Origin of the sequence: Erythrobacter aurantius (assembly GCF_023823125.1) — a bacterium.
GTDB classification, from domain to species: domain Bacteria; phylum Pseudomonadota; class Alphaproteobacteria; order Sphingomonadales; family Sphingomonadaceae; genus Erythrobacter; species Erythrobacter aurantius.
Window position 1 is genome coordinate 1,415,072 of the sequence record NZ_CP090949.1, and the last position, 26,850, is coordinate 1,441,921.

Below are 26,850 nucleotides of genomic sequence, written 5' to 3' on the forward strand. Positions count from 1 at the left end.
GGTGACTGAAAAGGTGCACAAGGAGGCTGACGAGGTCGAGCGCGGGCTTGAAGCGACGTTGTTTGCCGCCGAGGAACCGCTAACCGTCGATCAGCTGGCAGCACATCTCGGGGGTCTGGAAAAGGATCTCGTGCGGGATGGATTGGCAGCATTGCAGCAGCATTATTCGCGTCGCGGCGTCCAACTTGTCGAACGCGGCAAGCGGTGGCATTTCGAAACTGCCGCAGACATGGCGCATTTGCTTCGCCGCGAAAAAGAGCAGGTTCGTCGCCTCAGTCGCGCGGCGACCGAAGTGCTTGCGATCATTGCCTATCACGAACCCGTCAGCCGCGCGGAGATCGAATCCATCCGTGGGGTGCAGACAAGCTCCGGCACTCTCGATGTGTTGATGGAGGCCGGATGGATCCGGCTGGCCGGTCGTCGTGAAGTCCCCGGCCGTCCTGTCATCTACGCGACCACTGCCGAGTTCCTCGATCACTTCGGACTTGCATCGCGTCGCGATTTGCCCGGCATCGACGAATTACGGGCGGCCGGGCTGCTGGATCCGGTGGACGAAGCGTTCGAGGAGGCGATGGCGGATTCCGGCAGCGCAGACAGCGACGATGGCGATCACGATGAGCCCGATCCCGATCTGGAAGAAGATTCGGCGGATTGATCGTGTCCGTGATCTCAACGGTCACTGGCGCAGTCCTGTTATCATCCCTATATTGCCAGCCTCATCACCCGAAACGGGCAAACAAGAGAGAATTCGCATGGGCGGTATCGGTATCTGGCAAATCCTCATCGTGGCGATCGTGATCCTCGTCCTGTTCGGGCGTGGTCGGATTTCCGAAATGATGGGAGATTTCGGCAGGGGCATTTCGAGCTTCAAGAAGGGCATGAACGAGACCGAGGAAACCGTGTCATCGGCCAAGGCCCAGATAGAAGCGCCTGCAAAGGATGCTGCCTCAACGGAAGCCAAGACCGGCGAGAAAAGCGATAACCCCGGCTGATCGCAGAAAAACCCGCGCGGACAGTCGCGCGGCATGAAGGCACATCCATGTTCGACATTGGCGCCGCAGAACTGCTGGTAATCATCATCGTCGCGGTCATCGTGATCGGGCCGAAGGATATGCCGCTTGCCATGCGCACTGCCGGGCGCTGGATCGGCAAGGTGCGCAAGGTTTCCGCCCATTTCCGGACTGGTATCGATGCAATGGTGCGCGAGGCGGAATTGGAGGAAATGGAGAAGAAGTGGAAAGCGCAGAACGAGGAAATCATGCGCCGCACCGCCTCTTTGACCGAGGCTGAAAAGGGTGCGCCAGTTATGACGGGGCCACCTCCGGTCGGAGAAGTCGAAGGCGAACGCACCGACGGCGACGCCTCCGGCGACCAGATCAAGGATACGCAATCCGGCGAGTCCGCAGCTTCCAAGTCCGATCAATAGGCGCGCTGCGATGGTATTCGAGATAAAGGACATCGACGAAACCCGCGCTCCGCTGCTCGATCACCTGATCGAACTGCGCACCCGTCTGGTGCGCTCGATCTTCGCGCTGCTGGTGGGTTTCGGCGTCTGTTTCTACTTCGCCGATCCCATTATCGGATTTCTCGTTCAGCCGCTTAAGGATGCCTTTCCCGAAGGCGAAGGACAGCTGATCTTCACGAAGCTTCCTGAAGTTTTCTTCGTCGAATTGAAGGTCGGCCTGTTTGCCGGTTTCATGCTCAGCTTTCCGATCATCGCCAATCAGCTTTGGGCGTTTATCGCGCCGGGCCTGTACGCCAGCGAGAAGAAGGCATTTCTTCCGTTCCTGATCGCCACTCCGGTGCTGTTTCTTGGCGGCGCTGCATTGGCCTATTTCGTGGTTATGCCGACAGCGTTTCGGTGGTTTCTCGGTTTTGGCGGGACAGCAGGCGGGCTGGAGATTCAGGCGCTCCCCAGCGCCGGTGATTACCTCAGCCTGGTGATGCAGTTCATTCTCGCCTTCGGGCTGACCTTCCTGCTCCCGGTCTTGCTCATGCTTTTGCACCGCGCGGGTATCGTCAGTCGTGAACAACTGGTTGCTGCGCGCCGCTATGTCATCGTCGGTGTGGTGGCGCTGGCTGCTGTTGTCACACCTCCCGATCCGGGCAGCCAGATCATCCTCGCGATCCCCTTATTGCTGTTGTTCGAGGGATCGCTGGTGCTGATGCGTGTGCAAGAGCGGATGATGAAGCGCAAGGCATCCGATGCGGATAAAGCAAGCGCGAACCCCGAGACGGGCAACGAGACAGGTTGAAAAGCAAGGCTGCCCGGTTCGCCAATCTGCTGAATGCGAAACCCGGACAATAAAAAAGGGGCCCCGAACGGGACCCCTCTTCATGATCGCTGTATAAGCAGCTTACGGGCTGGCAGGCTCATCATCATCATCTGCGATGATGATGATGCCGCCGATCACGGCAGCAGCAGCCAGAACGGCAATCAGGATGCCCGAGCCGCCTTCAAGTTCACTTTCACCCGAAACCGGGGCGACCGAACGCTCAAACGCGGCTTCTGCGATAGCCGGCGAAGCTGCGAGCGAAACCGCCGCAGTTGCCAGAGCGAGGGTACGAATTTTCATTAATAGTCTCCTATGAGTCTTCTGCGATCAAACTCACCTGCTGCCTATGCCAGCAAGGCCATGGTGACAACCCCCAAACCGACGAAAAACATGCTCCGGGGTGTCGTCAGAACAGTTTTATTTCAACATTTTAAGCACGCCGTGGCTCACTTGCCTCACCTACCACACGGTCAGGAAGCGGATCGGAAAAACACCTGTTGCGACCTGCCTGAGGCAAGCTGAGCCATACGAGCGATGGCTGGCGGGAAAACAACGGGCGACCGCCATTACCCTTCGCGACCTTGCTAAGGCTTATGAGTGACCAAACTATGAAAATTCCGATGCGAATCAAGCGACTAGGTAGTCACACCTATCGCGATTGAACGCTATCCCGGCATTGCCGTCATCACTCAGAGCGGAAATGGATCAATCCCGAGGTGCATAAACCCGCGTTCCGCCGACCCAGACTTCGCGAATCTCGGTTTCGCGAATTTCCGAAGGCGAAGCGAGCAGGGGGTCCCGGTCGACAAACAGGAAATCGGCGCGTTCGCCTGGAATCAGGCGGCCAAACCTGCCGTCGGCAAAACCGGCGAAGGCTGCATCGGCGGTGAAGGCTGCAAACGCCTGCTCGCGGCTCACGGCCTCTTGCGCGCGCCAGCCGCCGAATGGCCGGCCATTGGCATCCGTGCGACTGATAGCCACCGCGACCCCGGCAAAGACATCTGCGGGTTCGACAGGAGCGTCCGAACCGAAGGCGAGTTTGCCACCGACTTCCAGTACGCTGCGCCAGGCGTAGGCGCCGCCAAGCCGGTCTTCACCCAGCCGCGCCTCTGCCATGAACATGTCGCTGGTCTGGTGCAGCGGCTGCATCGACGCAATCACGCCATGATCGCCAAAGCGGGCAAGATCGTCGACATCAACGATCTGGGCGTGCTCGATCCGCCAACGGCGATCCCCGGTGTAGGTTTCGGACAATTCCTCGATCGCCAGCAGGACTTCGGAATTGGCGGCATCGCCAATGGCGTGCACGGCCGTCTGGAAATTGTCGAGCGCCGCACGGCTCATCCGGTTGCGCAATTGCGCTGGGGTCAACAGCGGCAAGCCGTGGGTGTTGGGCTCGTCCTCATACGGTTCCTTTAGATTCGCGCCACGCGAGCCGAGCGCCCCGTCGAGATAAAGCTTGATCCCGTTCAGACGCAGCCGATCCTCATAAAGCCACGGGGTCGGCCCGGTCCCGCCGATCAGTTCCATCGTCTCAAGCGAGTTGGCGTAGGACATGATGCGGATACGCAGCGCGCCGGCATCGCCTGCGCGGCGGAAGGTTTGCCAGTCCTCTATGGTGGTGCCCATGTCGGCAACGGCAGTGATGCCGTTGGCGAGCAACCGTTCTTGAGCCATCATCAGCGCAGCGTTGCGATCTTCAGGGCGCGGAGGCGGGATGGTGTCTGCCACCAGCGATTCGGCATTGTCGACGAAAACACCGGTGGGATTGCCGTTGGCATCGCGGATGATGCGTCCGCCTGAAGGATCGACTGTCTTTGCGGTTACCCCAGCTTGTTCCATCGCAAGACTGTTGGCCCAGGCGGCATGGCCATCGACACGTTGCAGCCAGACCGGGCGATCGGGCACGATCGCGTCGAGCTCGGCTGCGGTCGGGAAACGGCCAAGGCCCCATTTCTCCTGATTCCAGCCGCGGCCGAGAATCCACGGGCGGCCCGCGTTTTCCTCGGCAAAAGCGGCGATCTTGGCCAGTGCCTCTTCAAGGCTGTTTGTTTCCGAAAGATCGAGCGTCAGCGCGCCAAACCCGATCCCCATGACGTGGACATGCGCGTCGATCATGCCTGGCAGCATCACCTGCCCTGCGCCGTCGATGGCGAATTCGACACCCTCGGGCCGCGCTTCGCCGCGTTCGAGGGTGCGAGTGATCACGCCATCATCGTCGAACACCAGCTGGGTGAAACGCTTCACCTCGCCGTTTTCGTCAATGGTGATGCCATCGACGTTATAGACCAGCGTATCAGCCAGCGCAGGCGTGGCGATCAGCGCCGCCGATGCGGCGAGAAGGGTGCGGAACATGGGAAGCCTCATTTCGTGTCTTTCACCTTGGGAAGCCGGGTTATCAGCGCGCTGGTGTCGAGCCGGTTCCCGCCCTGCGCCTGTACATCGGCATAAAATTGATCGACCAGCGCGGAAATCGGCGAAGACAGGCCGAGCCGCTTTGCTTCCTCCAGCGCATAGCCCAGATCCTTGCGCATCCAGTCGATCGCAAAGCCGAAATCGAACTTGTCCTGCACCATCGTCGCCCAGCGATTGTCCATCTGCCAGCTTTGCGCGGCTCCGCCGGAGATGGCCTGATAGGTCTTGTCGAGGTCCAGCCCCGCGCCCTGTGCCAGCCGGATCGCTTCGGACAACCCGCCAAGCACTCCGGCGATGCACATCTGGTTTGCCATCTTGGCCGTCTGGCCCGCACCTGTCGGGCCGACGTGAACGATGGATTTGGCATAGCAGTCCATCACCGGACGCGCGCGCTCGACCGCCTCCTCGCTGCCTCCGCACATGATCGCCAGCTGGCCGTTTTCGGCACCGGCCTGACCGCCGCTGACCGGAGCATCGACGAAACCGATGTCGAAATTGGCGCAGCGTTCCCCAACCGAACGGGCGATGTTGGCAGAAGTGGTGGTGTGGTCGACCAGCAGCGCGCCTTGTGGAAGCAGAGCGAGAACGCCGCTGTCGCCTTCAAGAACGGACAGCAGGTCTTCGTCATTGCCCACGCAGGTGAAAGCGATATCCGCACCCTCTGCCGCTTGGGCCGGAGTTTCGGCGAAAGCGATGGGAAGCCCTTCCTCACTCCACTTCGCCTGCCAATGCGCGGCGCGTTCCTGAGAGCGGTTATAGACCGTTACCTTGTATCCGGCGCGAGCCAGATGTCCGGCCATCGGCCCGCCCATCACACCCAGACCGATAAAGGCAATGTTGATTGGTTGTGTCATGGTTCGCTGCCCTAAAGCCTATTGCACGTACTGCCAACGCCAAGGCTGATTGCAGGGCGGATGAAGTATTTCTTTGGCATCATTACGGCGTTTCGAATTGCCCTTGCCGCTATGGGAGGCTAGCGCGGCGCGCATCATGACTGTGCCAGCCGCAAACCAAGCCTCGCCCGAGCAAGCCGTCGCTACTCCGGCCGATCTCACCATCGAAGACGTGCGTGCCGCTGCCGCGCGTATCGAAGGCGCCGTGGTCAAGACGCCCATGATGCATTCGATCACCTTGTCGGAGATTACCGGGGCGGACATCTGGCTCAAGTTCGAGAATTTGCAGTTCACCGCCGCCTACAAGGAACGCGGTGCGCTCAACGCCTTGTTGCAGCTTACCGAGGATCAGAGGAAGCGCGGAGTTATCGCGGCATCGGCAGGCAATCACAGCCAGGGCCTTTCCTACCACGGCACCCGGTTGGGCGTGCCAGTCACCATAGTCATGCCCAAGACGACCCCGACGGTGAAAGTGATGCAGACCGAAAGCGTCGGCGGCAATGTTGTGCTCGAAGGCGAAACATTCGACGATGCGCATGCCCATGCGCGGCTGCTCGAAAAGGAACGCGGCCTCACTTTCGTCCACCCGTTTGACGATCCCAAAATCGCCGCCGGGCAGGGCACGGTCGCTCTCGAAATGCTGGAGGTGAACCCCGATCTCGATTGCCTCGTCACGCCTATTGGCGGCGGCGGGCTGATTTCGGGCATGGCGACTGTCGCCAAGTCACTGAATCCGGACATGGAAGTCATCGGCGTCCAGGCTGCGCTGTTCCCAAGCATGTTCGCCAAGATTAAGGGCGAGGAACGCGATTGCGGGGGTGATACCCTTGCAGAAGGCATCGCCGTGAAGAAGCCGGGCGAATTCACCAGCAAGGTAATCGCTGAGCGGGTCGATGACATCCTGCTGGTGGATGAACCCGAGCTGGAAAAGGCAGTGGCGCTGCTGCTGCAGATCGAAAAGACCGTGGTTGAAGGCGCAGGCGCCGCCGGACTTGCTGCCGTGCTGATGAACCCCGAACGGTTCGCCGGAAAGAAAGTCGGCCTGGTGCTGTGCGGGGGCAATATCGACACCCGGCTGCTCGCAAACGTGCTGCTGCGCGATCTTGCCCGACAGGGGAGGCTGGCACGGCTGCGCGTGACCTTGCAGGATCGCCCCGGCGCGCTGTTCAAGGTCATGCGGCTGTTTGACGCGCACAACGTCAACATCATTGAAATCTATCACCAGCGCATCTTCACGACGCTGCCGGCAAAGGGCCTGATCACCGATATCGAATGCGAGGCGCGCGATGCCGAGCAGGTCGAAAGGCTCGTCGATGCGCTGCGCGAGGCGAATTACAACGTACAGGTTGTCGAACTCAACTGATCAGGTGATTCGCCGGCCCGGTCGCGCTTCCCGATTAGCCGTTAAGTGCCTGTTTCTGTGTTGTCCCACTTTCGGGCGAGCAGCTTCGACTTTGCAAAACATTGCTCCGGAACGGCGCATTACTTTTGGCCAGCTTGTGCAAAGTAACCCAAAATTCACCCTGTTTTGTGGTTAAGGGTCTTTTACCGCCGGAGGCAAAAAGGCATAAGAATGTCTTAACACGCGCCCAGACGATTCCCGTTCAAGAGGACCCAGCCAGACCCGTGACGGCTCCGATCCGCTTTCCCCGCTTCTTCGTGACGAGCCCTGCGCCGTGCCCGTATCTGCCCGGGCGTAGCGAAAGGAAGGTCTTTACCGAGTTGAAGGGGCCGCATGCGGATCAGTTGAACGAGGCACTGGGCCGCATCGGTTTCCGCCGCAGCCAGACCGTTGCCTATCGCCCTAGCTGCCTCGATTGCCAGGCATGCGTTTCGGTCAGGGTGGTGGCGCGCGATTTCCGGCCGTCGGGCACGCAAAAGCGCGATCTCAAACGCAACAGCGATCTGATCGTTACCGAATGCCGCCCCTGGGCGACCGACGAACAGTTCGAATTGCTGACCAAATATCTCGGCGTGCGGCATCCCGACGGCGGGATGTCGACCATGGATGAACTCGACTATGCCGACATGGTCGAACACACCCCGGTCACCAGCACCGTAGTGGAGTATCGCGAACCGACGGAAACCGGGGAGCCGGGCCGCCTGGTTGGCGCCTGCCTGACTGATCGTCAGGGCGATGGCCTCTCGATGATCTATTCGTTCTACGATCCTGATCATGCCGAACGTGCGGGTCTGGGCAATTACATCATTCTCGATCACATCCGCCGTGCCGCTGAAGACGGCCTTCCCTATGTTTACCTGGGATATTGGGTGGATGGGTCGCCGCGCATGCAGTACAAAGTCCGCTACCGCCCGCTAGAACGATTGACGCGTGAGGGGTGGCAGCGAATGGACGATGCCGAACAAACCAAGCTTATCGCAGTCGCCACGGCTCCGCGCGATCGGACGAAAGGGAGTGTTGCGGGTGTCGGTGGCAAAGACGGACAGCCCGGCAAATTCCGTTCGAGCTGAGCGATTGCATTGGCCGAAGCTGGGACTGGCCCTCGCGGTCGGCGTGGCGATGTCCGGTTCGCCGGCATTCGCGCAATCGCTCGATGACCTGATCCCGCAAAGTGCAGTCGAACGGCCAGAGGACTGGGCTGCGCAAGGTGCGCCAGAAACGCCGCAGCCACCCGCTGAAGATCCTCAGGAGCCTGCCGGATCTGATGAGCAAGCACCTGAGCCTACCGTTGTTCCATCCGATCCGCTGTTCGATCTGAACGCTTCGCTTGACAATCTCTGGATCCCCGAAATTCCCGAGCTTGAACCCGATCCGGAGGCTCTGGCCTTTACCGAAATCGACGCTCCTGACCTGGTGGAACTGCCCGATCTCATAGAGGTTTCGCTCGGCGATGAACTTGTGCTGGCGTTTCCTGCGGATCGTTCGAGCTTCCCTGAAGAGAGGGAGTATGTGGAACGTTTCCGGGCGCTGTCCACGATCAAGGCGCTCGACAGCGGGCAGGAAACCGTGCCGCAACTGGCCGCCCGTGCACGGTCTGACGAGCTGCTGTTGGACGATATACTGCGCAACTATGGCTATTACGACGGCAGTGTCATCCGCCTCTTGTCCGGAGGACGGCGCGAACAGGCCCGCGTCGGAAGCGCAGTGGACAGCGATCCGCGGGTGCGTTTCGACATTATTCCGGGCGAGCGATACAGCTTTGGCAGGATTGATCTGGGTGCACTTGACCGTCTGCCAGATCCTGATGGCGCGCGGCTGAGGAGCGAATTCGGCATCGCGTCCGGCGACCCGCTCTACGCTGACAGGATTGTGGCGCAGCAGTTGAACCTGTCCGTCGCCTTGGGGGAAAACGGCTATCCCTTTGCGACGCTGGGGGAGCCGTCGCTGCTGGTCGATCATTCACGGCTTGAAGGCGATCTTACCCTGCCGGTCGAACCGGGCGGCAAATTCGTCTTTGGCGACATCCTGAGCAATGATCCCGAATTCCTTTCCGGGCGGCATCTTGCCCGGATTGCCCGCTTTGATCCGGGTGAGACCTATCGCGAAAGCATGAAGGAAGACCTGCGGCGGGCCATTCTCGCCACAGGGTTGGTTTCCAGCGTCGCCATCGCCCCGCGCGAGGCCACCCCTCCCGAAGCAGGTGTGCCCGGCGAAGTCGCGCTTGACGTGACGCTTGAACGTGCGCCGCTGCGGACCATTTCGGGCGCTATCGGCTACGGTACAGAGGACGGCTTCAAGCTTGAAGCAGGATGGGAGCACCGCAATCTTTTCCCGCCCGAAGGATCGCTGCGGCTGCGCGGTATCATTGGCACGCGCGAGCAGCTGGCGAGCGTCACCTTTGCCCGCCGTAATTTCCGCCAGCGCGATCAGACCATCGGGATCGATGCCTATGCCAGCGATATCGAGACCGAGGCGGTGGATGCGCGCACCATCGGCCTCAGGGCGGGGCTGGAGCGGGTGTCAAACCTGATCTTCCAGAAGCCGCTTGGATGGCAAGCCGGGTTTGAACTGCTTTACACCGATGAACGCAACCGCGTCATAGGCGGCATTCCTCGTCCCAGACAGACCTATCAGATCGCCGGTCTGTTCGGCAGCATGACGATTGACCGGAGCGATGACTTGCTTGACCCGACCAAGGGTTTCCGGATCACCGGTGTGGTTGCTCCCGAGGTTTCGCGCTCGCTTGGCGATGAAACCTACTATGTTCGCACCCGGATCGATGCGAGCATCTACCAGCCGTTCGGCGACAATGTCATAGCCGGGCGTATCGCCTTCGCCACCAATCAGGGGGCTGAACCATTCCAGTTGGCACCGTCTCGCCGGCTTTATGCAGGTGGTGGCGGATCGGTGCGCGGATACGGGTTCCAGAGCATTGGCCCGCTCAACGATTTCGGTGAACCTACCGGCGGCGGATCGCTGGTGGAGGCTGCGGTAGAAGCGCGCATCGAGACCGGATTGCTCGACGGAGCGGTGGAGGTCGTGCCGTTCTTCGATGTCGGTTCGGTGTCGCTCGGCTCAACCCCCGATTTCCGGTTTGTCCAGTACGGCGCAGGCGTGGGTGTGCGGTACAAGACCAGCTTCGGTCCGATCCGCGTCGATGTTGGCGTTCCGCTCAATCCGGGAATGTTTGACGCTCTGGTGGTCGTCTATGTCAGCCTTGGGCAGGCGTTCTGATGAGCGAGCCTGAAACCATCATGACCGATACCGCCGATCAGCCGCAAGCAAAGCGCCGCTGGGCAAAGCGGCTGGGCTGGGCAATCGCGATCGTGATGGCGCCGGTGCTGCTGGCTGCGGCATTCCTTTCATCGCCGATCGGCAAACGTTTCGTGGCAGACCAGATCGCGCAAGTTTCGCCTGCCTCAGGGCTCCGGTTCGAAGTGGGGCGGATCGAAGGCGATATTTACGGCTCCGCGATCCTGCACGACGTGGTGGTCAAAGACCCCAAGGGGACGTTCCTTACCATACCCGAAGTCGCGCTCGACTGGCGTCCGCTTGCTTGGCTGTGGAGCGGGCTCGATATCCGCGAGTTGTCAGCGCGTCGGGGCCGGTTGCAGCGCATACCCGAACTGCTGCCCGGCGATCCTGACGCCCCCATCCTGCCCGATTTCGACATTCGTGTGGACAAGCTGGCGATCGAAAACCTCACACTGCTCGAAGGTGTGGCGGGCGAAGTGGCTCAGCGCGTCGATTTCGATGCCAAGGTCGATATCCGTTCAGGCCGTGCATTGGTTGATGCGCAAGGCCGGTTCGGGCCTGAGGACCGGATCGATTTCCTGCTCGACGTGGAGCCGGATGGTGACAGGTTCGATCTGGCGCTGGACTACAAGGCCGCCGATGATGGCCCGATTGCGGCGATTGCCGGTCTGCGTGCCGCCTATGATGCGCGAATTCAGGGGCAGGGGACATGGTCACGCTGGTTGGGGCATGCGCTGGTCAAGCGAGAGGTGGCAGCTCCGGAAGATGGGGCGCGCCAACTCGCTAATGTGGCGGCTTTCCGCATAACCAATGCCAGCGGCAAATACGGCTTGCTGGGGCAGATCAAGCCAACCTTGTCCGATGGATCGATCCTTGATCGCGCGCTGGGGGATGCCGTTTCGATCGCCTTTTCCGGCACGCTGGAAGACAGCGTTCTCGACGGTCAGATGGCTGCGATTTCGGGCGCGCTTGATCTGCGTAGCGCGGGCGGGCTTGACCTCGCTGACAATGAGGCTGACGATCTGATCCTGCGCGCACGGCTGCGCGATCCTGATTTGCTCGGCAGTATTGCCCGGCTTGAGGACGCGCGGTTCGATGCAACCCTTGCGGGGCCATTCCGCGAGCTTGAGATCGAACACACATTGCTTGCCTCCGCGCTCGATGCTGATGGGGTGGCACGGCTCGAACGGCTTTCGCATGATGGCACGGCGAGCTTTGACGGGTCGACCCTGCGTGTGCCGCTCAACATCAGCGCGGGGCAGGTGATCACCGGTAATGACTATGCCGATCCCTTGCTCAAGAGCGGCACCCTGCGCGGCTTGCTGAGCTTTGATGGCAAGCGGCTGGAAGCCGATAATGCCCGTATTGCTTTTCCGGGGCTGAATGCGGAGCTGACCTTGCGAGGCGATACGGCGGCGGGAGCCTATGCGCTGGCCGGACCGGTCACCGCGCGCGGGGTCGCCTTTCCCGAAGTCGGCAGGATCAATGCCAATTCCAAGATACTGCTAAAGTTCGGTTCGGGCTTTCCGTGGAGCTTGCGCGCCAACCTGTCGGGTGTCCTGACCGAAATCACCAATGAAAGTGTGGTGACGGTGGCGGGCGACCCGTTGCGGTTTGACGGCAGCCTTGGCGTTGGCGGCGAGGAGCCGCTGGTGTTGCGCGATGTGGTGCTTGCCAGCGATCGGCTTGATGCCCGGCTGGACAGCAGGATCGTCGAGGGGCGCACGACCTTGGCGGGAAGCGGCAGCCACCAGCAATACGGCCCCTTCACCTTCGACGCGGAGATCGCTGGCGATGGCCCAAGAGCGCAGCTTGTGCTTGCCGATCCGCTTCCGGCGGCCGGTCTCTCGGATGTCAGGGTCGGGATCGCCCCGCAGGGTGACGGCTTTGCTATAGATGTAGCCGGTGGATCGACCCTTGGGCCATTCGAGGGGCAGCTCGGGCTGTATCTTCCAGCTGACGCGCCCACGCGCATCGATATTGCGAGTTTGAAGGTGTTTCGCACCAATGTCGCAGGAGAACTGCTGCTGCGTGAAGCGGGCATCGCCGGTGATCTCGCGCTGAGAGGCGGCGGGCTCAACGGCACTATTCGGATTGCCCCTGCGACGGGCGGTGGGCAGCGGTTGGATGCCGATCTCAAGGCCAATCAGGCGCGCTTTGGTGGTGAGACAGAGATCGCCATCGCGAGCGCGGACATTCGGGCGCAAGGCCGCTTCGGGGCAGGTGCAACGACTATTGATGCCGACATCGCCGGTGAGGGCCTGAAGTACGGGGCACTGGAAATCGCCAGTTTTGCTGCCGAAGCCGCGATCGTCGATGGGCGCGGCGATGTTACGGCTTCGATCGCGGGGCGGCGCGAGGAACGCTTCGCGCTTAAACTCGATGGCGATTTCGCCCCCGGCCGGATCGCGTTGAATGCGCAAGGCGAATACGGCGGCAGGCGGATCACCATGCCGCGCCGCGCGGTTCTGACCTCGCTTGAGGATGGCGGATATCGCCTCGCGCCGACACAGATCAGCTTTGCGCGGGGCCATACCATCATTGAAGGAAGCTTCGGGGGTGATCGGACCGAGCTGGAGGCAAGGCTGGCGAGCATGCCCTTGCAGCTGACGGACCTTGCCGGGGCTGAGCTGGGGCTAGGCGGGAGGTTGTCCGGCATACTCACCTGGAATCAGCGCGATGGCGCAGCGCCCACCGGTAGTGCGCGTGTGCGGGTCGAAGGCTTCCGCCGCTCGGGACTTGTGCTCTCGTCGCACCCTGTCGAAGTCTTCGCCGTTGCCGATCTTGGCCCGGATGCGCTCGCGATTGGCGCGCGCCTGCGCGAAGACGAAACGCCACTCGGACGCCTCGAGGCGCGGATCACCCGGCTGGGTGCAGGCGACGATCTGGCGCAACGGATCAGGCGCGGCCGGCTTGATGCGAGGCTCGATTACGAAGGATCGGCGCAAGCCCTGTGGCGGCTTGCCGCGATCGAGACATTCGACATCACCGGGCCGCTTGATCTGTCCGCCAGCGCGACCGGCACGCTGGAAGCGCCGCGGATATCGGGCAATCTCGCCAGCGATGCGCTGCGGCTGCAAAGCTCGATCTCGGGAACCGATATCGACGGCATCACGCTGCGCGGGCGGTTTGCCGGATCGCGGCTTGAACTCACACGCTTCTCCGGCGCAACGCGTGGCAATGGATCGGTGACGGGTAGCGGTTTTGTCGATCTTGCGGACATCTCGGCAAGCCGGGGGCCGAAGATCGACATCCGCGCTGCAGCCCGGAACGCCAGGCTGCTCAATGCCAATGGCCTCGATGCCACCATCACCGGGCCGCTGCGCATTGTCTCCGACGGTTCGGGCGGCGCCATCGCGGGCCGGGTCCGGGTTGACCGTGCCAGCTGGGCGCTCGGCGTGGCGGAGGAGGACATGCGCCTGCCCACGATCGCCACGCGCGAGATCGGCCGCGCCGACCGGATCGAAGTGGAGCGCGCCACAACTACCGGTGCATGGCGCTACCTCGTCGATGCCACCGCGCCCAGCCGCGTTGCCGTCGACGGCCTCGGCCTCGATAGCGAATGGGGCATCGACATTGCCTTGCGCGGCACTGTCGACGATCCGCGCATCGGCGGCGAGGCCCGGCTGGTGCGCGGCGATTACACCTTTGCCGGAACCCGGTTCGAACTGACCCGCGGGCGGATCGCGTTCGACGAAAGCCGCGCCATCGATCCGCGCCTCGACATCGAAGCCGAAGCCAGCGCCAACGGCACCGACGTGTCCATCGACATCACCGGCAATGCGCAATCACCGATGATCGCTTTCTCGTCCACGCCCGCTTTGCCCGAGGAGGAGATCCTTGCGCGCCTGTTGTTCGGCGGCTCAGTCACCTCGCTTTCCGCCACCGACGCGGTGCAGCTCGGTGCGGCGCTGGCCGCGCTTCAGGGTGGCGGAGCCGGGCTTGATCCGATCGGGCAGCTAAGGCGCTCGATCGGGCTGGACCAGCTCCGCATTGTCAGCGCCGATCCTGCGCTGGGCCGGGGCACCGGGGTGGCGCTGGGCAAGAACCTTGGCCGCCGTTTCTACATCGAACTGGTGACGGACGGGCAGGGCTACAGCGCCACGCAGGTCGAATACCGTATCACCCGCTGGCTCGCACTGCTGGGCACGGTGACAACCATCGGGCGCGACAGCGTGCTGGCGGAGATCAGCCGCGATTACTGAGCCGAATGGTATAGCTTCGCCTCCTCCGCACGCCGCCGGACCAGCCCTTTGAGCACCCGCCCGCCCGCACGGTTCCAGCGGGCGAATTCGGCCGTGGCCCCGGCGTAGTCGCCCGCCCGGTGCTTGCGCGTCAACGTGGCCCGGGCAATCGCGCCGGTGTTGTAGTGGAAGCTGACGAGCGCATCGAACTGTGCCTGCGTGGTGGGCGCATCGCCGATCGCGCGCTCCACTTCGGCAGCATAGCGCGCAAGATCGTCCACCAACCGTTCGTCGCATTGCTCCTGCGTCCAGACGGTCTCCGCCGTGACAAAGCCGTGGAGGCCGCCGCGCGTCGCGCCCCAGCCGATCGTCCACGGTGCGCCGCCCGTGCCGGGATCCGGATAAGCCTCTACCAGCCCGTCACGCCGAAGCCGGGCGCAGCCTTCGAACCGCTTGATCAGGGCAATTCCGGCATCACCGACGGTGCGCGGAGATTGTGTCCGGTTGCGCTCGCTTCGTCGTATGTGAGGCACGCTTGGAACACATGGAACACTGTCCTCAGGTAAAAAAGCAGGAGTGTCATCATTATCGCCGGAAGTGTCACCTTCCGGCAGAAGGACGGGATCGAGCGCCTGATCCAGCGCGTCGACCTCGGCAGGGCGGAAACCACGGCCAAGCATCCGGCGCACGGCATCGAAAACGGGTTTGAGGGTGGGGGAGGGGGTATAAGTCATCGGTATCAGCCTCGAGAAAAGGGGGAACGAGGCCGACTGATTAGGCACAAAAGCGCCGAGTAGGAAAATGGGTTGTGATTGCGCTTGACCTCGCAAGAGGCGCTGGCCAGCTTTACATCATGCTGTTTTCACGCACGAAGCCTCCGGTTGAACGCGAAGAGTACGAATGGCTGCTCGCGTGCTTTGCGTGGCTGCGCACTGTACTTGATGATGCGGATATCCGCCCGGAACTGGTTCTGCCGGGAAACCCCGAACTGAGTGCCGCCCGGACCGCGTCAGAACTGTTCGATGCGGTTAAGCGCCTCGCGGGGATGGAAGAATGGGTTTGTCGGCTTGAACGGTTCGATGCCCCGACGCGGCCGTCTGATCCGAGAATTGTCACTGAGGTGTCGGATGCCGCCGTCGGCACATTCTCGGTCGTCGATGAAGAGGTCGTAATCCGATACTCCAGTGCCATGCTTCATCAGCCCGAAGCGCTGGCCGCAACATTCGCGCATGAACTCTGCCATTATCTGCTGGTCAATGCCGGTGATCCGCCGGGAGGGCCTGATCTCTTGGAGCACGCTATAGATTGCGCAGCGGTCTACATCGGGTTCGGAGTCCTGCTGGCCAATTCGGCCAGAACTTTCGAGCAATGGAACGATGGCGAATGGAGCGGCTGGCAGTCATCAGCCAGCGGCTATCTGTCAGAACAGGCGCTGGTGACTGCGACAGCGATGTTCACCGCTTTGCACGATTATCCATGGGAGCAAGCCCGTGATGCGCTCAAACCCTATCTGCAAGGCGATCTCAAGAAAGCCGCGGCTGCGGTGCGCAAGGATCACCCTGATTTCAAGGCGGCTTTGAAATCAGTGGACTTGCTTCAATGGCGTTACGCCTAAGCCCCAAGGGCAGGTCTTGCGACGCAGCAGGTGTCGCAAGTGCGACCGCGCGCCCGCAGCGCCGCGGGGATGTCGCATCGTGGAAGCGATGCGCAAGAACAGATGTAAAGAGCTCTTGACTGACAAGACCTCTTTACAGTAAAGAGCTCTTTACAGGACAAGGCCTGATGCGAATCACCTCGAAAAGGGCGCTCGAAATTGGAAAACCGGTTGAAGCATCACCGCGAACTGCACGGCTGGAGCCAGGGCGAACTGGCCCGGCGGCTGGGCGTTTCGCGGCAGACGATCAATGCGGTTGAAACCGACAAGTACGACCCTTCGCTGCCGCTGGCATTGCGCATGGCGAAGCTGTTTCAGGTGAGCGTGCCAAACCTGTTTATCGATCACTGGGAGCCGGAAGAATGATGACCGAAACCAATCAGGCGAATGCAAAATCGCCCACGCGCAAAGCGTTGATCGCGATGGCGATTGGTGCCGTCGTGGGATTTGTGACCATGTTCGCGGTGTCGAGTTTCCTGTCCGACGGATGGATCGGGGAATTCGACAAGTCGACCAAGGCCGCAGTGCTGGTCGGTGCTTTCTATGTCGTCATGGGCTTGGGAGTGGCGCTGGGCGCGTTGAAGCCGAAAGTCGGCGCGCGCATCCTCAATGTCGAGGATGAGGAAGAGCTGATGGAACAGCGCGGCATGCTGCTCCATTCCTGCTACGCCGCGTCCTTGTGGGGCGTGGGCCTGGTGGTGGCCGCGCTGGGCGGGGAAAACGGCGTGATCCCGGCTGCCACCGCATTGATCATCGCCGGCATCCTGATCGCGCTTGGCAGCTATTTTGCCTGGCAATCCTATCGCGCGTCGGATGAATTGATGGCTGCGGTGAATTCCGACGCGATGACCATTGGCTATTGCCTTACCTTCGCCGTTGTTGGCGGGTGGGCGCTGCTCGAGCACCTCGGGCTTGCCGCAGGGCAGGACCCAATCGACGTGATCACAATGTTTTATATCCTGAGTATGGTCGCCACATTCGTCGCGACGGGCCGACGTGGACTGCTCAAGCCAAGGTGATCCCGGCTATCGCGAAAAACAAAAGGCCGCCCGGGCACCCCCCGAGCGGCCTTCGTTTTTCCAAGGGGTCTTGGAAATGATGAATTTCTCGCGTGAGCGAGGAGACGAGAGGCCGGATGGCCCCTCGCCCACCAATCAGGAAGAATAATACATGTCGAATTCGACCGGCGACGGGGTCGTTTCGAGACGCAGCTGGTCTTCCCACTTCAGTTCGGCATAGGCTTCGATCTGGTCCATCGAGAACACGTCGCCCTTGAGCAGGAACTCGTGATCCGCTTCGAGAGCTTCGAGCGCTTCACGCAGCGAACCGCACACGGTCGGCACGTCGGCGAGTTCGGCCGGCGGCAGATCGTAGAGGTTCTTGTCCATGGCTTCGCCCGGATGGATCTTGTTCTCGATCCCGTCGATACCGGCCATCAGCAGCGCCGAGAAGGCGAGGTACGGGTTGGCCAGCGGATCGGGGAAACGGAATTCCACGCGCTTCGCCTTTTCGCCCGCGCCGTACGGGATGCGGCACGATGCCGAACGGTTGCGGGCCGAATAGGCCAGCAGCACCGGAGCTTCGAAGCCGGGAACCAGACGCTTGTAGCTGTTGGTGGTCGGGTTGGTGAAGGCGTTCAGCGCCTTCGCGTGCTTGATCACACCGCCGATGTAATAGAGGCAGGTTTCCGAAAGACCGGCGTATTCGTTACCGGCGAAGGTCGGCTTGCCGTCCTTCCAGATCGACATGTGGGTGTGCATGCCGCTGCCGTTGTCAGCCTTGATCGGCTTGGGCATGAAAGTCGCGGTCTTGCCGTAGGCATGGGCGACCTGCTGCACGACATACTTGTAAACCTGCACCTGGTCGGCGGTCTTCGTTAGGGTCGAGAAGGTGATGCCGAGTTCGTGCTGGGCCGCAGCCACCTCGTGGTGGTGCTTGTCCATGTTGAGGCCCATTTCCATCATCGTGGAAACCATCTCGCCGCGGATGTCCATGCAGCTGTCGACCGGTGCGACGGGGAAATAGCCGCCCTTGGCACGCGGGCGGTGGCCCATGTTGCCCATCTCGTATTCCTTGCCGGTGTTGGTCGGCAGTTCGATATCGTCGATGGCATAGCCCGAACCGGCATAGCCGTCTTCGAAGCGGACATCGTCGAACATGAAGAATTCGGGCTCAGGGCCAACGTAAACGGTGTCACCGATGCCGGTCGATTTGAGATAGGCTTCGGCGCGCTTGGCGGTCGAACGCGGATCGCGCGAATACAGCTGGCCGTCCGAAGGCTCGACGATGTCGCAGAAGATCGACAGCATAGGGGTGGCGCTGAACGGATCGACATAGACGGCGTCCATGTCGGGCTTCAGGATCATGTCGGATTCGTTGATAGCCTTCCAGCCCTCGATCGAGGAACCGTCGAACATCAGGCCGTCTTCAAGCGAATCTTCGTCCATGACGCTGGCGGCCATGGTGAGGTGCTGCCACTTGCCCTTGGGATCGGTGAAGCGCAGGTCGACCCACTCGATTTCCTCGTCCTTGATCTGTTTCAGGACGTCATTCACGCTTGCCATTCTTATGTCTCCAGCTTGAGTTCTGTAGTTTCTGGTTTGAGAGGATGCCCGCCCGTCCGGCGGATCTGGGTATTGTCAGCAGGTGCCGTCAGATCGCGTCATCATCGGTTTCCCCGGTGCGGATGCGAAGAGCGCGGTCGATCGTCGAAACGAAGATCTTGCCGTCGCCGATCCGGCCCGTTTGCGCAGCGGCAGCGATGGCCTCTACGACGCGGTCAGCCTGATCATCGGATACGACCACTTCCAGCTTCACCTTGGGCAGGAAATCGACGACGTATTCCGCCCCGCGATAAAGCTCGGTGTGGCCTTTCTGGCGGCCAAACCCGCGCGCTTCGGTGACGGTGATGCCGGATACGCCGATTTCATGCAGCGCTTCCTTCACCTCGTCGAGCTTGAAGGGTTTGATGATCGCTTCGATCTTTTTCACGTAAATCCATTCCCGCCGGGCAGTGAACCTTGCACGATTCGATCAAGAATCGTGCCAAGCCTTGTCATACTTCGGTAGCCGATCCTTTGCCGTGCGCAAGGATCATTGCGTGTGCCAAATGTGGTAGCAATATTGTGCAACGCAGCGCAACAGTGCCTAAGGCTAGGGCGAGGGCTGCCCAATATTTGGGCAGGGTAATGCGGCGCTAAAGCCGCAGGCCGGTCGTCTCGGCGATGCCGCACATGATGTTGAGGTTCTGGATCGCGGCCCCGGACGCGCCTTTGCCGAGGTTGTCGAGCACCGCCACCAGCCGCGCCTCCTGCCCTTCGCCAAAGACATAGAGATCAAGCGCGTCGCTGGCCGGGGCATCGGCGTTGAGGATGATTTCTGCGGGATTGTCGGCCCGATCATGCACCCGCACGACCCGCGAGCTTTCGTATGCCGCTTCGAGCACTTCGTGGAGATTGCCCGCGCCCGCGTCGCCGGCAAAGGCCTGTCCCGGCACGGGAATGTCGATCACCATGCCGCGATAGGCAGGCACCACTGCGGGCGAGAAAACCGGTGCGTGGCGCAATCCGGAATAACGGGTCATCTCCGCCAGATGCTTGTGCCCGAGCGCGAGGCCATAGGCACGGAAGGCAAGCGTCTTGTCCGCTTCGAACCGGTCGATCAGAGCGTTGCCGCCGCCCGAATATCCGCTGACGGCATTGACGGTGAACGGCCAGTCGGATCGCAGCAACCCTTCGTCCACCAAAGGGGCGAGCAGCGCGATGAAGCCAGTGGGATAGCAACCCGGATTGGAAACAAGCCGCTCCTTCCGGATGCGGTTGTGGCCGATGATTTCGGGAAAGCCGTAAGTCCATCCTTCGGCAACACGGTGCGCGCTCGACGCATCGATGATTCGCACCTGCGATCCTTCGGCCAGAGCCACCGTTTCCCGCGCGGCATCATCGGGCAGGCACAGGATTGCGATGTCCGCTGCGTGCAGGGCATCCTTGCGGGCCTTCGCATTCTTGCGCTGATCGTCAGGCAGCACCAACAGTTCGAATTCGTCGCGGCCTTTCAGCCGATCGCGGATTTCGAGGCCGGTTGTCCCGGCGGCACCATCAATGAAAACGCGAACAGCCATCACCAAGAACTAAGCGGCTATCGCAAACGGATCAATCCGCAAGCGCGCTGGCTTTCATGTAGCCGCTCGGCCCCTGCGGACCGAGGCAACCCCACACCCAGTCGCCTGCGACATCAAGCACTTCGATCCTTGTGCCGGGTTCGAAACGCGTGATTTGCGGGGAATCGTCGCGGGTGTTTTCCATAACGGCCACTCCGTCAGGCCCGACAAAGCGTTCATGCGGGATGACGTAATGCGCGGCGAGATGCGTGCCGGCCAGCGCGATATGCGCAAGATCGCCGCGCAGCGGCAGAGTGCCGGGCGCAGGCTTTGCCACCGGGCCTTTCAGACCCAGTCCACCGGACGGCACTTCATAGGTTGTGATCAGGCTGGGCGCCCCGTTCATCTTTTTCTTCTGTCCCCAAAAACCCGCCAGTAACTTCGCCAGAAGCCCCCGCTTCAACAAAGTTGCATCAGTCTGGAAAAAGCGCGCTTAGACGCAGATTTCCGTCGGGGCAAGTTACCCGCCGTAGCGACCCTGCAGCATGTGCCATGCGGCGCGCAGGCCATAGGCAGTTCCGCCCCGTGCCCGGCCCGGCTTGGGGAAGGGGCGCCATGCGAAGGTGTCGAAATGCACCCAGTCGATTCCCTCGCCTACGAACCGGTCAAGGAAAAGCCCGGCAACACTTGCCCCGGCGTAGGGATTCGAATGGGCATTGGCGAGGTCGGCGATATCGCTTGCCAGATATTCGCGATAGGAATCCGGCAGCGGAAGGCGCCAGGGTTCGTCATCATTGGCCTTGCCCGCTGCGATCATCGCATCGGCGGTTTCGTCACGCCGCGCCATCATCGCGGCATAATCCGGGCCAAGCGCGACCCGCGCCGCTCCGGTAAGCGTAGCGAAGTCGATGATCAGATCGGGGCTTTCCTCCGACGCGCGAGTCAGCGCATCGCCAAGGATCAGCCGCCCTTCGGCATCGGTGTTGTGAATTTCCACGGTCAGCCCCTTGCGGCTGGAAAGCACGTCACCGGGGCGGAAAGCGGGACCTGAAATCGCGTTCTCGACTGCGGGGACAAGCAGGTGCAGCCTTACATTCAACCCGGCTGCCATTACCAACCCGGCCAGCGCGATCGCGTGGGCGGCACCGCCCATGTCCTTTTTCATCAGCCGCATGCCGGACGAAGGCTTGATATCGAGCCCGCCGCTGTCAAAGCACACGCCCTTGCCGACAATTGCCAGCACCGGGGCGTCTTTCTTGCCCCAAGTCAGGTGCATGATCCGGGGTGCGTGATTGCGCGCGGCTGCGCGGCCCACGGCGTGCACCATGGGATAGCCCTGTTCCAGTTCATCGCCGCGCGTCACTTTCACTTCGGCTTTGTTGGCTTTCGCCAGCTTTTCGATCTCGGCCTCAAGCGCGGCAGGGCCCATGTCCTCTGCCGGAGTGTTGACGAGATCGCGCACCAGCATTTCCGCTTCGGCTTCCGCGACGATGGCGGGCAGACGGCCGACCTGTTCGGTCAACAGCACGCGCGGACCCACGGGCTTGTCCTCCACCTTGTAGCGGTTGAAGCGATATTGCGCCGTCAGCCAGCCGTATGCGGCAGGGCCGGGCTGGCGGCCGGCGACGCGATAGGTTCCTTCAGGCAGGTCTTCCGCCAGCTTCGCAAGGCACCAGCTTGAAAAATTGTCCGGGTTGGCAACACCGCCCACTGCAAAGAAGCTGTCGCCATCGGGCACGATCCCGACCTGATAGCCGCTGCCATCGAATTTCTGCGCGGCAAGCGCGGCACGCTGTCCGGCGGAAAGCGTCTTTGCAAAATCGGCAAAGCCATCCTTGTTGACGAGGTGGATGGCGATGGCTTCTTGCCCGCGATCGGGCTGGATCAGGTCTTTTATCTCGGTCATGCTGCGTCCATAATCCCGCTGTTAATCTTGTCACGCATCAATTCAGGCAGGACGGGGGTAAAGATGGTTCGTTGGGCGTTTGTCGCGATTTCCTTGCCGGTGCTGCTGGCGTGTTCCTCCCCCGATGAAATGGGTGATGAAATCGCAGCCGGTCAGGGCGAAAGCGCGCAGGCGGCGCTGGATCGCAGATTGGGCGAGGGTGCGGAACCGGTCGAGTTCAAGGACGAGGAAGCGCGCGGGGAGGCGGCGCGCGATTTCGCCTATTTCTGGCCAGCGCAAGTCAGCAACATCGAACCTTTCGCCGCGATGCTGGCACAAGAACGGGACAAGGCGCTCGCCGAACAGAAGGCGGAGTGGGAACAATCCGTCGCCGAATTCGCCGATGCCGAAGACGGCTATCAGTGCATTACCTGCGTCAACCGCTACTATTCCAAAAGCTGGACAGTCGCCGCCGATCCGCCCCGCTTTCTGGTGATGCTGGGCACCACCGAAGTCTACACCGGCGGTGCGCACGGCAACACCGATTTCGACGCGCTGATGTGGGATCGGGAAGCGAATGAAGGGGCGGGCGCGGCCATGCGCCCGATTGCGCTGTTCGTGGATGAGGTCGCTCTCGAAAACACCGCCTATGGCGATTACTGCCAAGCCTTGCTGGAGGCGCGGCGGGACAAGCTGGAAATCGACATCACGGCGATGAACAAGTTCGACAATTGCCCTTCCGTCAGCGAGCTCGTGGTTTTGCCGCTGGCATCGGACGGCAAGCGTTTCGACACCATCCGTTTTGTCGCCGCGCCCTATGTTGCGGGTTCCTATGCCGAAGGGCCCTATGAATTCGAGATCGCGGTGAACGATCTGATCCTGTCCGTGGTGAAGCCCGAATATCGCGGCGCTTTTGCATTGGCAGAGTAGCGCTCGCATTTCGGTGGCTGCTTCGCTATATGCGCCGCCATGATTGAATACCAACTCGTCGAAGGCAATGAGACCGTCTATCGCGACGGCACGATCAAGCTGCACACCGAAGAAGGCTTCGAAGGGATGCGCAAGGCCGGGCGTCTTGCCGCCACCATCCTCGATGAAGTCGCCGACATGGTGCAGCCGGGCGTCACCACCGAAAGCATCGACACCGCGATCCGCGGGATGATGCTGGACGCCGGCGCGATTCCGGCGACGCTGGGGTATCGCGGCTATACCCATTCGTGCTGCATTTCGATCAACCACGTGATCTGCCACGGCATCCCTTCGGACAAGGTGCTGAAGGATGGCGACATCCTCAACGTTGATGTCACTCCGCTGCTGGATGGTTGGCATGGCGATACCAGCCGGATGTATTACGCGGGCGAGCCGAGCCTGAAGGCGAAGCGGCTGGTTGATGTGACCTACGAATGCCTGATGCTGGGGATCGAAGCCGCTTCGAATCCCGGTGCGCGGCTGGGCGATATCGGCGCCGCAATCGAGGCGCATGCGCGCCAGTTCCGTTATGGCGTGGTGCGCGAATTCTGCGGCCACGGGCTTGGCCGCCTGTTCCACGACGCGCCCGAAGTCGTCCACGCGGCGAAAGCGGGGACGGGGCCGGAACTGAAGCCGGGCATGTTCTTCACCATCGAGCCGATGATCAATCTCGGCAAGCCCTGGGCGAAGGTGCTGGGTGACGGCTGGACCGCGGTAACCCGCGACAAGAGCCTTTCGGCGCAGTTCGAGCACAGCCTTGCGATCACCGAAGACGGGGTGGAAGTCTTCACCAAGAGCCCGACAGGACGCGACAAGCCGCCTTATTGATCTCGGTGCGCCTTCACATGAAGAAGGCGAGCAGGACGGCAACCATCACCGCGATCACCGCGAGCGAGAAGCCGAGCATGGCGATAACCGGCTTGGTCAGCCGTCCCAGAACTGCCCATTCGTAACCAAGCGCGACTGCCAGAGTGATCGGCACTTGCGCCGCGATCGCTACCGGATCCGGCAGGCCTGCGACCTGCACCAGCCGGGCATAGGCCGGGGTCATCAGCGCGAGCGTCCCGATCAGCATCGCCTGCCGATGCGCGTGCATGTCGAGCCGTCGGGCGAAGTGCAGGGCGGCGAGATAGAGCGGGACGAAAGTGACAAATGCGGCGATGTTCACCACTGTCACTTCGGGTCGGCCCAGTTCGCGCCCGATGTTCACAGCGATGATTGCCCCTGAAACCAGCATCGCCCCCACCAGCGCGATCGAGGCGCGGCCGATGGTGTAGTGCAGGTTCATCCGGTGCCGCGCCGCCAGCCAGGCCTGTGACGCGAGCAGCGTCAGCCACCCGAGCATCACCGCGCCGTGAAACACCACCAGCGGGGTGTAGCGCGCCTGCACTTCGGTGTGCACCAGCGCCTTCAGCGCAAAGGCCAGCATGGTGAAACCGAGCAAGCCCTGCGCAATACGGCTGAGCAGCAGGTTTTCCCGGCGATGGCTTTCAGGTGCGCGCATGGCTGCCTTTTCTTGTCGATTGCCCGATTGAAACGCCAGCGCGCCCAAGTTGATCCTCAATTGCGAAACCATTTCGCAAGCATGCCGCGGAACAGCCGGTTAACACCTTAACGATAGCTTTCAGCCATTCTCAGGAACCGTCCAACAGGCCTGGTCGCACCGGTTTGGCGGAAGGATGGCGAGACATGTCAAAGATTTCGATTGGACTGCTGTTTACCGCGATCGGGCTGATCCTTGTCGCAACCTATTTCGACATTGCCTTCCTTGGCAGCGGAGCCGGGGTCGTGCTGGTTTGCGGACTGGTTTATGCCTTTGTCGTCGCCAAACGGCAGGCGGAACTGATGGTGCTGGTGCTCGATCAGCGGTTCGAGGAAAAGCCCGCGGAGCCCGTGAAGAAGCCGGCGCCGGTTCCCGTCGGCATGCCGGAACTGGAAGAGGCTGCGTAAGCCTCAGACCTCGCGCGCCGCGCGGATTGCCGCCCCGGCAGCGAACGGCGCTATCGCCACCAGACCGAGGCTGATCGCGGCGACAAAGCCGAGGCTGGCCGGATCCTGCCGCGCCAATGCGCCCGCGCCAAAGATCAGGATCGGCAGCGCCAGCGGCACCAGCAGCAGCCCCGATAGCGCGGCACCTGCCCGCAAGCTCGCCGTCAGCGCCGCGATCATCAGCCCGATAGCAGCCAGACCCGGCGTCCCCACTGCCAGCCCGATCAGCAGCAGATGCAGCGTCGGCCCGTCAATCGCCAGCAGCGCCGCAGAGGGAAAGGCGGCGATGATCAGCGGCGGTCCGAAGCTGAGCCAATGCGCCAGCAGCCGCACCGCCATCATCACTTCCTCGGTCACGCCGCGCAGCTTGAGCTGGTCGAACACACCCAGCTCGATATCCTGCGCCACCAGCTTCTCCAGCGGCAGGATCGCCGCCAGCAGCGCCGCGATCCAGACGACGCCCCCGCCCGTGCGCGCCAGCAGGTTGGCATCCGGCCCCACCGCAAAGGGGTAAAGCATTGCCACTGCGACAAAGAACACCACCGGCAGCGCTGCTCCGCCGCCTGCAAAGGGGAAGAACTTGGCAAGGTCGCGTTTGAGCAGCGCGGCGATCATGCGGGCTCTTCCTGCGAGCGCGGGATGAAGTCCTCTACCGCCAGCGTGCGCAGCCCCGCGATTTCGAGTGGCTGGTGCGAAGCGATCAGCGCAATCCCGCCGCCGCTGACGTGCAGCTGGATCAGCGCGGTGACTTGCGCGATGGCCGTGATATCGAGACCTGACAGCGGTTCGTCCAGCAGCCAGATCGGCACCCCGCGATTGAGCAGCGCGGCAAGCCCGGCGCGCTTCCTCTGGCCGGTCGAAAGATACCGCACCGGTACTTCGAGCAGTGGCTCCAATCCCATCACATGCAGTGCGCCCGCCGGATCGGCGCAGCCGTCCACTTTCTCCCAGAATGCCAGCGCCCGGCCGAGCGGCAGGTCGGGATCGAGCGCCGGGCGTTCGTCAAGCAGGCCGATTTCCCCGCTGCGCAGCACTTCGCCCGCGAACGGCGTTGTCAGGCCCGCCAGCACCCGCATCAGCGTGGTCTTGCCCGTGCCGTTTGCCCCGGTGACATGCAGCGCCTCACCCGCGCCAAGATCGAACGACAGCTTGCGGAACAGCAGCCGGTCGCCGCGCCGACAGGCGACATCCTTGGCCGAAATTGCGGGGGAGACAGAAGCTTGCATCGCCCCACCGCGTTAGGCAAAAGCGAGCCTTCCCACAACACTTGCCTGAAGCGGAGCAGCGCGCAATGACCAGCGTCCCCCAACTGACCGACGAAGAACGCGATGAATTGCTGGCCGATCATCCCGAATGGGAACTGGCACGCGAAGGGAAGGCGATCATGCGGACATTCCAGTTCGGCGACTTTTCCGAGGCCTGGGGCTTCATGTCGCGCGTTGCGCTGATCGCGGATCGCCACGATCACCACCCCGAATGGTTCAATGTCTATGCCAAGGTGGAAATCACCCTGACCACGCATGACGCAGACGGCCTGTCGATCCGCGATGCCAAGATGGCGCGCGCCATCGACGCGCTTGTCTGATCGGGATTCCGGGCCTGAAATTGACACTGAGCCGGGGTTTTGAAAATATTCCCCGTTCCCGGTGCGAAACTCATAAATCCATCAAAAACAGCAGTTTGTGGCGCGTTTATGGGCGCGATGACGCTTGCGCGGTGTGATCTTCCGATCTCACACCGTCACCTTGCGGGATTGCCGACGATTTCAAACAGCCGCCGCTTTCTTACCTTGCTTCCCGCACTGTAGGAAAGCGGCGAGATCGGGGCGC

General features: G+C 61.8%; 27 protein-coding genes. 15 read left to right on the forward strand and 12 right to left on the reverse strand.

Annotated elements, in window-relative coordinates:
- The first annotated feature begins 1 nt into the window (after window position 1).
- The 4 genes from scpB to tatC are packed head-to-tail and all read left to right on the forward strand — an operon-like array spanning window position 2 to window position 2,255.
- On the forward strand, window positions 2-655 hold the full coding sequence (scpB, locus tag L1K66_RS06675) for an SMC-Scp complex subunit ScpB (protein WP_252260169.1): 654 nt from the start codon (window positions 2-4) through the stop codon (window positions 653-655).
- The gene (tatA, locus tag L1K66_RS16540; RefSeq protein ID WP_407931980.1) at window positions 615-992 is read left to right on the forward strand and encodes a twin-arginine translocase TatA/TatE family subunit; all 378 of its coding nucleotides are present in this window, start codon (window positions 615-617) and stop codon (window positions 990-992) included. The genes scpB and tatA overlap by 41 nt, the downstream gene beginning before the upstream one ends.
- A gap of 47 nt (window positions 993-1,039) precedes the next feature.
- On the forward strand, window positions 1,040-1,426 hold the full coding sequence (tatB, locus tag L1K66_RS06685) for a Sec-independent protein translocase protein TatB (RefSeq protein WP_252260170.1): 387 nt from the start codon (window positions 1,040-1,042) through the stop codon (window positions 1,424-1,426).
- A 10-nt stretch (window positions 1,427-1,436) separates the two neighbouring features.
- Complete coding sequence (gene tatC / locus L1K66_RS06690) at window positions 1,437-2,255, forward strand: twin-arginine translocase subunit TatC (RefSeq protein WP_252260171.1); 819 nt, start codon at window positions 1,437-1,439, stop codon at window positions 2,253-2,255.
- Between the two features lie 102 nt (window positions 2,256-2,357).
- Here tatC and L1K66_RS06695 read toward each other — a convergent pair whose 3' ends face one another.
- The 3 genes from L1K66_RS06695 to L1K66_RS06705 form a co-directional block, all read right to left on the reverse strand.
- The gene (locus L1K66_RS06695; protein WP_034952390.1) at window positions 2,358-2,576 is read right to left on the reverse strand and encodes a hypothetical protein; all 219 of its coding nucleotides are present in this window, start codon (window positions 2,574-2,576) and stop codon (window positions 2,358-2,360) included.
- A 405-nt stretch (window positions 2,577-2,981) separates the two neighbouring features.
- Window positions 2,982-4,631: an amidohydrolase gene (locus tag L1K66_RS06700; RefSeq protein WP_252260172.1), complete on the reverse strand. Its 1,650-nt coding sequence runs from the start codon at window positions 4,629-4,631 to the stop codon at window positions 2,982-2,984.
- An 8-nt stretch (window positions 4,632-4,639) separates the two neighbouring features.
- Window positions 4,640-5,545, reverse strand: coding sequence for an NAD(P)-dependent oxidoreductase (locus L1K66_RS06705; RefSeq protein WP_252260173.1), 906 nt, complete (start codon window positions 5,543-5,545; stop codon window positions 4,640-4,642).
- 136 nt (window positions 5,546-5,681) lie between these two features.
- Here L1K66_RS06705 and L1K66_RS06710 point away from each other — a divergent pair, with 136 nt between their 5' ends.
- From L1K66_RS06710 to L1K66_RS06725, 4 genes are all read left to right on the forward strand, one after another.
- Window positions 5,682-6,947 carry a threonine ammonia-lyase gene (locus L1K66_RS06710; RefSeq protein ID WP_252260174.1) on the forward strand — a complete coding sequence of 422 codons (1,266 nt, stop codon included), beginning with the start codon at window positions 5,682-5,684 and terminating at the stop codon, window positions 6,945-6,947.
- Window positions 6,948-7,210: 263 nt separating this feature from the next.
- Window positions 7,211-8,056: an arginyltransferase gene (locus tag L1K66_RS06715; protein WP_034952398.1), complete on the forward strand. Its 846-nt coding sequence runs from the start codon at window positions 7,211-7,213 to the stop codon at window positions 8,054-8,056.
- A gap of 49 nt (window positions 8,057-8,105) precedes the next feature.
- On the forward strand, window positions 8,106-10,220 hold the full coding sequence (locus L1K66_RS06720; protein WP_252260175.1) for an autotransporter assembly complex protein TamA: 2,115 nt from the start codon (window positions 8,106-8,108) through the stop codon (window positions 10,218-10,220).
- On the forward strand, window positions 10,220-14,446 hold the full coding sequence (locus tag L1K66_RS06725; protein ID WP_252260176.1) for a translocation/assembly module TamB domain-containing protein: 4,227 nt from the start codon (window positions 10,220-10,222) through the stop codon (window positions 14,444-14,446). Before L1K66_RS06720 ends, L1K66_RS06725 begins: the two co-directional genes overlap by 1 nt.
- On the opposite strand, the gene L1K66_RS06730 is transcribed toward L1K66_RS06725, so the two are convergent.
- The gene (locus tag L1K66_RS06730) at window positions 14,440-15,159 is read right to left on the reverse strand and encodes a lysozyme (RefSeq protein ID WP_252260177.1); all 720 of its coding nucleotides are present in this window, start codon (window positions 15,157-15,159) and stop codon (window positions 14,440-14,442) included. The genes L1K66_RS06725 and L1K66_RS06730 overlap by 7 nt on opposite strands.
- 74 nt (window positions 15,160-15,233) lie before the next feature.
- Between L1K66_RS06730 and L1K66_RS06735 the strand changes: the two genes are divergently transcribed.
- The 3 genes from L1K66_RS06735 (at window position 15,234) to L1K66_RS06745 (ending at window position 17,098) form a co-directional block, all read left to right on the forward strand.
- Window positions 15,234-16,040 (forward strand): hypothetical protein, encoded by an 807-nt coding sequence (locus tag L1K66_RS06735; protein ID WP_252260178.1) that lies wholly within the window; start codon window positions 15,234-15,236, stop codon window positions 16,038-16,040.
- Between the two features lie 198 nt (window positions 16,041-16,238).
- Window positions 16,239-16,445 (forward strand): helix-turn-helix transcriptional regulator, encoded by a 207-nt coding sequence (locus tag L1K66_RS06740; RefSeq protein WP_252260179.1) that lies wholly within the window; start codon window positions 16,239-16,241, stop codon window positions 16,443-16,445.
- Window positions 16,442-17,098: a hypothetical protein gene (locus L1K66_RS06745; RefSeq protein WP_252260180.1), complete on the forward strand. Its 657-nt coding sequence runs from the start codon at window positions 16,442-16,444 to the stop codon at window positions 17,096-17,098. The genes L1K66_RS06740 and L1K66_RS06745 overlap by 4 nt, the downstream gene beginning before the upstream one ends.
- A 135-nt stretch (window positions 17,099-17,233) precedes the next feature.
- On the opposite strand, the gene glnA is transcribed toward L1K66_RS06745, so the two are convergent.
- The 5 genes from glnA to L1K66_RS06770 form a co-directional block, all read right to left on the reverse strand.
- On the reverse strand, window positions 17,234-18,643 hold the full coding sequence (glnA, locus tag L1K66_RS06750) for a type I glutamate--ammonia ligase (protein ID WP_034952415.1): 1,410 nt from the start codon (window positions 18,641-18,643) through the stop codon (window positions 17,234-17,236).
- Between the two features lie 88 nt (window positions 18,644-18,731).
- Complete coding sequence (locus tag L1K66_RS06755; protein WP_034952418.1) at window positions 18,732-19,070, reverse strand: P-II family nitrogen regulator; 339 nt, start codon at window positions 19,068-19,070, stop codon at window positions 18,732-18,734.
- Window positions 19,071-19,275: 205 nt separating this feature from the next.
- The gene (gene argC, locus L1K66_RS06760) at window positions 19,276-20,199 is read right to left on the reverse strand and encodes an N-acetyl-gamma-glutamyl-phosphate reductase (RefSeq protein WP_252260181.1); all 924 of its coding nucleotides are present in this window, start codon (window positions 20,197-20,199) and stop codon (window positions 19,276-19,278) included.
- A 31-nt stretch (window positions 20,200-20,230) separates the two neighbouring features.
- Entirely contained in the window at window positions 20,231-20,584 is a 354-nt protein-coding gene (locus L1K66_RS06765; protein ID WP_034952424.1) for a hypothetical protein, read from the reverse strand.
- Window positions 20,585-20,698: 114 nt separating this feature from the next.
- Entirely contained in the window at window positions 20,699-22,084 is a 1,386-nt protein-coding gene (locus L1K66_RS06770; RefSeq protein WP_252260182.1) for a leucyl aminopeptidase family protein, read from the reverse strand.
- 63 nt (window positions 22,085-22,147) lie between these two features.
- Here L1K66_RS06770 and L1K66_RS06775 point away from each other — a divergent pair, with 63 nt between their 5' ends.
- The gene (locus tag L1K66_RS06775) at window positions 22,148-22,993 is read left to right on the forward strand and encodes a DUF4163 domain-containing protein (protein ID WP_252260183.1); all 846 of its coding nucleotides are present in this window, start codon (window positions 22,148-22,150) and stop codon (window positions 22,991-22,993) included.
- Window positions 22,994-23,032: 39 nt separating this feature from the next.
- On the forward strand, window positions 23,033-23,860 hold the full coding sequence (gene map, locus L1K66_RS06780; protein ID WP_252260184.1) for a type I methionyl aminopeptidase: 828 nt from the start codon (window positions 23,033-23,035) through the stop codon (window positions 23,858-23,860).
- Window positions 23,861-23,873: 13 nt separating this feature from the next.
- Here map and L1K66_RS06785 read toward each other — a convergent pair whose 3' ends face one another.
- The gene (locus L1K66_RS06785; protein WP_252260185.1) at window positions 23,874-24,536 is read right to left on the reverse strand and encodes a hypothetical protein; all 663 of its coding nucleotides are present in this window, start codon (window positions 24,534-24,536) and stop codon (window positions 23,874-23,876) included.
- Window positions 24,537-24,721: 185 nt separating this feature from the next.
- On the opposite strand from L1K66_RS06785, the gene L1K66_RS06790 reads away from it, so the two are divergent.
- Window positions 24,722-24,982, forward strand: coding sequence for a hypothetical protein (locus L1K66_RS06790; protein WP_252260186.1), 261 nt, complete (start codon window positions 24,722-24,724; stop codon window positions 24,980-24,982).
- Between the two features lie 3 nt (window positions 24,983-24,985).
- Here the strand turns inward: L1K66_RS06790 and L1K66_RS06795 are convergent, their stop codons facing one another.
- On the reverse strand, window positions 24,986-25,636 hold the full coding sequence (locus L1K66_RS06795; protein ID WP_252260187.1) for a heme exporter protein CcmB: 651 nt from the start codon (window positions 25,634-25,636) through the stop codon (window positions 24,986-24,988).
- Entirely contained in the window at window positions 25,633-26,247 is a 615-nt protein-coding gene (gene ccmA, locus L1K66_RS06800; RefSeq protein ID WP_252260188.1) for a heme ABC exporter ATP-binding protein CcmA, read from the reverse strand. Before ccmA ends, L1K66_RS06795 begins: the two co-directional genes overlap by 4 nt.
- A 65-nt stretch (window positions 26,248-26,312) precedes the next feature.
- Between ccmA and L1K66_RS06805 the strand changes: the two genes are divergently transcribed.
- Entirely contained in the window at window positions 26,313-26,606 is a 294-nt protein-coding gene (locus L1K66_RS06805; RefSeq protein WP_034952441.1) for a 4a-hydroxytetrahydrobiopterin dehydratase, read from the forward strand.
- Window positions 26,607-26,850 lie beyond the last annotated feature (244 nt).